Raw genomic sequence first — 6,055 nt, forward strand, 5'->3', positions numbered from 1 at the left:
GTTTTTACAGTAGATATGTTTCAATATAAGAAATACGGACTTTCATGAGCTATTGCCTAATCTCAAAAAAAGCCCGGAAATACGCCACTTTTCAGCACTTGATTTTATTTTCTTGACAGCAAACAGACCGTCTCCACATGCCCCGTCCTACCAAACAGATCCACGCCCTTGACCTTGACCGTCTTATACCCCAACTCTTCCAGCACAGCACAGTCCCTAGCAGCAGTAGCGTGATTGCAGGATATCATAACTATCCTGTCAGGGGACATTTTTGCCATGTACTCCAGTGCATCCCTAGTGCAGCCCTTTCTTGCAGGGTCCGCTATTATCACATCTGGTCGCTCGCCACGGCTGTAAAGTATCTCTGCTATCTTTCCTGCGTCACCACATATAAATTCCGCATTTGTGACATTGTTTGCTGCGGCATTTCGTTTTGCATTGTCTATTGCAGACTCTATTATCTCAACACCTATGAGCTTTTTCACCTTTTGGCTCATTGACAAACCAATCGTTCCTGCACCGCAGTAAAGATCAAGAAGAGTTTCCTTTCCTGTCAGCTGAGCATAATCTGCGGCAACTTCATAAAGTCGCTCCGCCTGAATTGTATTTACCTGATAAAATGACAGCGGTGATATCTCTATATCATTTCCACACATGGTATCGTGTATCGTGTCGCTTCCATACGCAGTAACAAGCTTCTGTCCGAGTATACAGTTGGTCTTTCGGCTATTCTCATTGAAAACTATACTCTTTATATCAGCATATTTTTTGCAAAGCTCACCCACAAGCGCATCAAATACGCCACGCTTTTTAAGGTCAGTTATAACAAGACAGACCATTATCTCACCTGAGTGTTCGCCACGCCTGAGATAAATATGCCTGAGCAGACCGCTTCCCTTTTCCTCGTTGTATGCCTTTATCTTACGATTGTTCACATATGCCATTATTTCATCGGCTATTGCCTTGAATACAGCAGGCTGTAATGCACAATCGGTGTGATCGCATACACGGTGAGAACGCCTTGAATAGAATCCGCAAACTGCCCTGCCGTCCTGCTCTGCTACAGGGTACTGCGCCTTGTTGCGATAGCCAACAAGCTGTTTACAACCCTCAAAGCTGTCATATTCAGGATAAAGCTTACCAATACGCTCAAATGAATCCTTTATGAACTGTTCTTTTACACGGCATTCTTCCTCATAGCTCATATGACGAAAACAACAACCACCACACCTTGAATAAACAGGGCAATCGTTCTTCGTTCTTTCAACCGAACCACTTACAATATTTTCGATAATGCCATAGCAATACGTTTTGCACACCTTGACTATCCTGCATTCGATAACGTCGCCAATAACAGTAAAAGGCACGAAAACAGCAATGCCCTCGTGCTTTCCTACTCCGTTGCCCTCATTTGTCATACCGCTTATTTCAAGCCTGATAATCTCATTTTTCTTTAGCATAAAATTCCTCTATCTCATTTTTTCGCTTAAGCATAAGCTCAAAATGCTTATTGTATTCCAGCGGAAATTTGTAATTGAACACACGCTCCAAACGTCCGCCCTCTTTGTCAACAAGCTTTGTCGAGCCACCTGCACCCATTGCAAGTATGGTCTGAACCTCTTCCATTATATAGATATTATACAAACTCTCGTGACCCCACTTTGTCCAGCCTATATTTTCAAGATTTTCAAGCATATTCTTCTGTCTGTAGAGATAATAAGGCAGATAGCCGCTTTCAAGAAGTCTTTTTGTGGCATACTCTACCATTTTATCGGCTGGATTTTTCAGCACTTCCCTGTCACCGCTGTGATTTAGCCTAGCCGCACGCTTTATGGAAAGTGTGTGTACAGTGATATTCTCAGGAGCAAGCTCGATAAGCTTATCAATGGTATTCTCAAAGCTCTCCACCGTGTCTGTTGGCAGACCTGCGATTATATCGGTATTTATAGAGTCAAAACCAACTTTTCTTGCAAGGTCAAAGCTGTCAAAAAACTGTGCAGTTGTGTGCTTTCTGCCAATAGCCTCAAGAACGCTGTCATTCAAAGTCTGTGGATTTATAGATACTCTGCCACAGCCGTTTGCTTTAAGCACCTTCAGCTTTTCTTCAGTTATGGTGTCAGGTCTTCCCGCTTCAACAGTGTATTCACGGACAGTTGACATATCAAAGCTGTTTGCAATGACTTTCATAACTCTGTCAAGCTGAGCAGCAGTGAGCGTGGTAGGAGTGCCGCCGCCAAAATATACAGTGTCAAGCTTTAAACAAAGCTTTTTCGTTATCTTCGCAGTATAAACTATCTCCTCACACAGCTTGTTCACATACTCAGGGATAAGCTTCATACAGCCCTCGATAGATTGCGAAACAAAAGAACAGTAGGAGCATCTTGTAGGACAAAACGGCACTGACACATAAAGACTAAAGCTGTCCTTTTCAAGCTCATCGAGAACAGGCTTTTGGGTTATAGCAGTGTTGTATGCAATATCGCACTTTTCTTCGCTGCAAAGATACCTGCTCTCCATGGCTTTAAATATCTCCGCCTTGTTCATGCCCTCACTGAGCATATCATTCACACGCTTCACAGGTCTTATTCCCGTTATAACGCCCCATTTCGGCACAATGCCTGTTATCTCGCTCATTGCCTTAAAAAGAAGTCTTGACAGCGAAAGTTCCATGTCGCTTTCAAAATGCACAAACTCCTCTTTTTCACAAGTCTTGCCGTCATATCTCACCTTAACGCTCAAACAAACATTGTCAGCGTTATCCTTTTTCTGAGCGAACACATAATCGTCCTCTGTATCTATGCTGTCAGAAAAAACGTGGGTAAAGAGCGTTGCAGGGATAAAAAGCTTCATTACTCCCTCAAGCTCATATTTATAATCGTTGCCGCTGAATATCAGAGTCATTTCAAAGCCTCCGCAGCCTGCCTGAGATATGGGTTATACTTTCTCTCAGCGTCAAGTGTCGTGACATTCATGTGACCAGGATAAACAGTTAGATTTCCACCAAGGTCAGCTATTTTCATAAGCGACTTCATGAGGGCTGGGCTGCTTCCATCAGGCATGTCAGTTCTGCCAACACTTCTTGAAAATAGGGTATCTCCCGAAAACATATTCATGCCGCATATGAAACAAACAGAACCGCTTGTATGTCCCGGCGTTTCCAATACGTCAAATTCAAGCTCGTCAAGCTTTAGTATATCGTCCTCTGTAAACACATTGACCTTGCCTGTGTAATTTCTGTGTCCTCTTATTCTGAAAAGATTAGCAAGCATTCCTGCGTCATCTGTAAGCTTAGGCTTATCCATAATGTGGATATACACCTCGCAGCCTGTCCTGTCTACAAGGTCAGCCACAGCACCGATATGGTCAAAATGACCGTGGGTAAGAAAGATCTTTTTAAGCGTAAGACCGTGACTCTCTATCTCACCGAGAATATAATCGGGGTCGGCAGGTGCATCGATAAGAACGCAGTTATTTTCTTCGCTTGCAACAATATAGCTGTTCGTTTCACAAACACTCAATGGTTTGAGCCTATATATTTTCATTATATGTCCTTTCTTATTTACCGCTTCTTTCAACAGAAATAACGTTCTTTATTTTCTGAAGCTTGTTTATAACATTGTTGAGCTGTTCCATTCCTGCAATGCTGACAGTTACGGAAAGCATTGCATTGCCGTTTTTCAGTTCCCTTGAGGTTGACTCATAGATAAAAATATTGATCATTGCAAGCGCTGACGAAACGTCTGCCAGCAGACCTATTCTGTCAACCGCAACAATATCCAAAGTACACTTGAAATAGCCAGTATGCTTTTCAGAACTTTCCCACTTAACATTTATCCAACGAGCGGCATTTTCAGGATCATCTTTCTGCGAAAGATAGTTCACGCAATCCTTTTTATGCACGGATATGCCGTGACCTCTCGTGATAAAGCCGACTATTTCGTCACCTGGAAGCGGATTACAGCACTGTGCAAACTTGATAGCGCAGTTGTCGATGCCGTCAACGATAACACCGGTGGAATTTTTAGAAGTCTTTATCTTATTTTCAAGGTCAGAAGTATCAGGCTGAGCCTTTTCACCATATTTCTTATTATACTCAGATTTCAGCCTTTGCATCACCTTTGAAAGCTGAACTCCACCATAGCCGATAGCTGCAAAGAAGTCGTCAAGGGTATCACAGCTGTGTCTGTGCATATCCATTTTGAGAAAGTCCTCAAGTTCTTCCTCAGGCACTCTTATATTATTTCTGCGGAACTCTCTTTCAAGAGCATTTCTGCCCTCAAAGATATTTTCCTCTCGTCTTTCCTTTTTGAACCATGAACGTATCTTTGATTTGGCTTCATTGGTCTTGCAGATATTAAGCCATGAACGGCTTGGGCCATGACCTTCAACGTTGGTAGTAAGTATCTCGATTATCTCGCCTGTTTTTATCTGATAATCATAAGACACCATTTTCTTGTCTACCTTTGCGCCGCACATCTTATGACCCACCTGTGTGTGGATAGCGTAAGCAAAGTCGATAACAGTTGATCCGACAGGCAGTGTTATCATATCGCCCTTTGGAGTGAAAGCAAAAACGTCCTCAGGGGCAAGGTCATTTTTGATAGCCCTTACTATCTCCTCAACGTCGTTTGACTCCTGCTGTGACTCGATTATCTGTCTTATCCATGCAAGGCGCTGATCGTCCTTTGAGCTACCCCTTACGCCCTCTTTATATTTCCAGTGAGCTGCGATGCCATATTCAGCCGTTCTGTGCATTTCCCATGTTCTTATCTGAACCTCGAAAGGTATTCCCTCTCTGCCGATAACAGTTGTGTGAAGAGATTGATACATATTAGCCTTAGGCGTGGAAATATAATCCTTAAATCTGTTTGGGATAGGTCTGAACATATCGTGGATTATGCCAAGTACGTTATAGCACTCGGTAACTGTATTGACGATAATTCTTACGGCATAGCGATCATATATCTGGTCTATCTCCTTGCCGTCACGATATACTTTTTTATAAATACCATAATTGCTTTTAACTCGACCCTCGATAAGGGGAACAGGGTCAAAATCCTTTTCAAGCCTGTCATGTATCTTGTGCTTGATGTTTTCAACAAGCTGTTCACGGCTGCCCTTTCTGAGCTGCATTTGCTCGTCTATCTCGGCATAAGCATATGGATCAAGATAGTAAAAAGCAAGATCTTCAAATTCATCTTTAATTGAGCGTATTCCAAGGCGGTGAGCTATCGGTGCATAGATGTTCATTGTTTCATGGGCGATAGTTCTGCGTTTTGAATCTTTGCAATAATTAAGAGTACGCATATTGTGAAGTCTATCTGCAAGTTTTATGATAATAACACGAATATCCTCGCTCATTGCAAGAAGAATTTTTCTGATATTCTCAGCTTTCTGCTCGTCTTTGGTGAAAGTTTCTACCTTTTTCAGCTTTGTAACGCCATTTACAAGCATTGCAACGTCTGAGCCAAAATTCTTCTGTAATTCTTCAAGAGTGCATGGAGTGTCCTCCACAACGTCATGAAGAAGTGCTGCACAAATAGTATCAGTATCCATGCCAAGCTCCAAAAGAATATATGCAACAGACAGAGGGTGGGTTATATACGGCTCGCCAGACTCTCTTTTCTGATTGTGATGATACTTTTCAGCAAGTTCATAGGCGGAAACGATTTTTGACAGATCGTACTGCCTCTCGCCATCAAGTATTTTCTGAATAAGTGCATCAATAGAACACACCGACCTCTCACCTATATGCTCAGGCTTTGAAGCTTCAGGCACAGCGTCGGTATAGTCAGGCGAAGCCGTAGGAGCAGGCTTTTCTTCAAACTGCTCTTTAACCTCGGATTCGGCAGGAAGATCTTCTTCACTGACAGTTTTTATCTCAGGTATATTTTCTATCTTATCCATTTCAGCAGGATCAAGCAAAATATTCTCTTTATCTGACATTTTAGTTACCTGCCTTTCCAAGCATTTCATTCAGCTTAACAAGAGTTTCAGAGTCCTCAAGATTTACCTTTTGTTTCGGCACAACGTAGCTTATTTTCATAGTTGCGGG

4 protein-coding genes are annotated in these 6,055 nt (G+C 42.4%); all 4 read right to left on the reverse strand.

What is annotated here, in order from left to right; all coding sequences use genetic code 11:
• Positions 1-104: 104 nt before the first annotated feature.
• The 4 genes from rlmD to QVO88_RS00050 are packed head-to-tail and all read right to left on the reverse strand — an operon-like array spanning position 105 to position 5,946.
• Positions 105-1,460, reverse strand: a complete 1,356-nt coding sequence (gene rlmD / locus QVO88_RS00035; protein ID WP_022286487.1) for a 23S rRNA (uracil(1939)-C(5))-methyltransferase RlmD — start codon at positions 1,458-1,460, stop codon at positions 105-107.
• Positions 1,444-2,901 carry a coproporphyrinogen dehydrogenase HemZ gene (hemZ, locus tag QVO88_RS00040; protein ID WP_022286488.1) on the reverse strand — a complete coding sequence of 486 codons (1,458 nt, stop codon included), beginning with the start codon at positions 2,899-2,901 and terminating at the stop codon, positions 1,444-1,446. Before hemZ ends, rlmD begins: the two co-directional genes overlap by 17 nt.
• Complete coding sequence (locus tag QVO88_RS00045; protein WP_288177644.1) at positions 2,898-3,518, reverse strand: MBL fold metallo-hydrolase; 621 nt, start codon at positions 3,516-3,518, stop codon at positions 2,898-2,900. Before QVO88_RS00045 ends, hemZ begins: the two co-directional genes overlap by 4 nt.
• A gap of 37 nt (positions 3,519-3,555) precedes the next feature.
• Positions 3,556-5,946 carry a bifunctional (p)ppGpp synthetase/guanosine-3',5'-bis(diphosphate) 3'-pyrophosphohydrolase gene (locus tag QVO88_RS00050; protein WP_022286490.1) on the reverse strand — a complete coding sequence of 797 codons (2,391 nt, stop codon included), beginning with the start codon at positions 5,944-5,946 and terminating at the stop codon, positions 3,556-3,558.
• Between the last annotated feature and the right edge of the window lie 109 nt (positions 5,947-6,055).

The organism is Ruminococcus sp. CAG:57 (assembly GCF_000435935.1).
GTDB lineage: Bacteria > Bacillota > Clostridia > Oscillospirales > Ruminococcaceae > Hominimerdicola > Hominimerdicola aceti.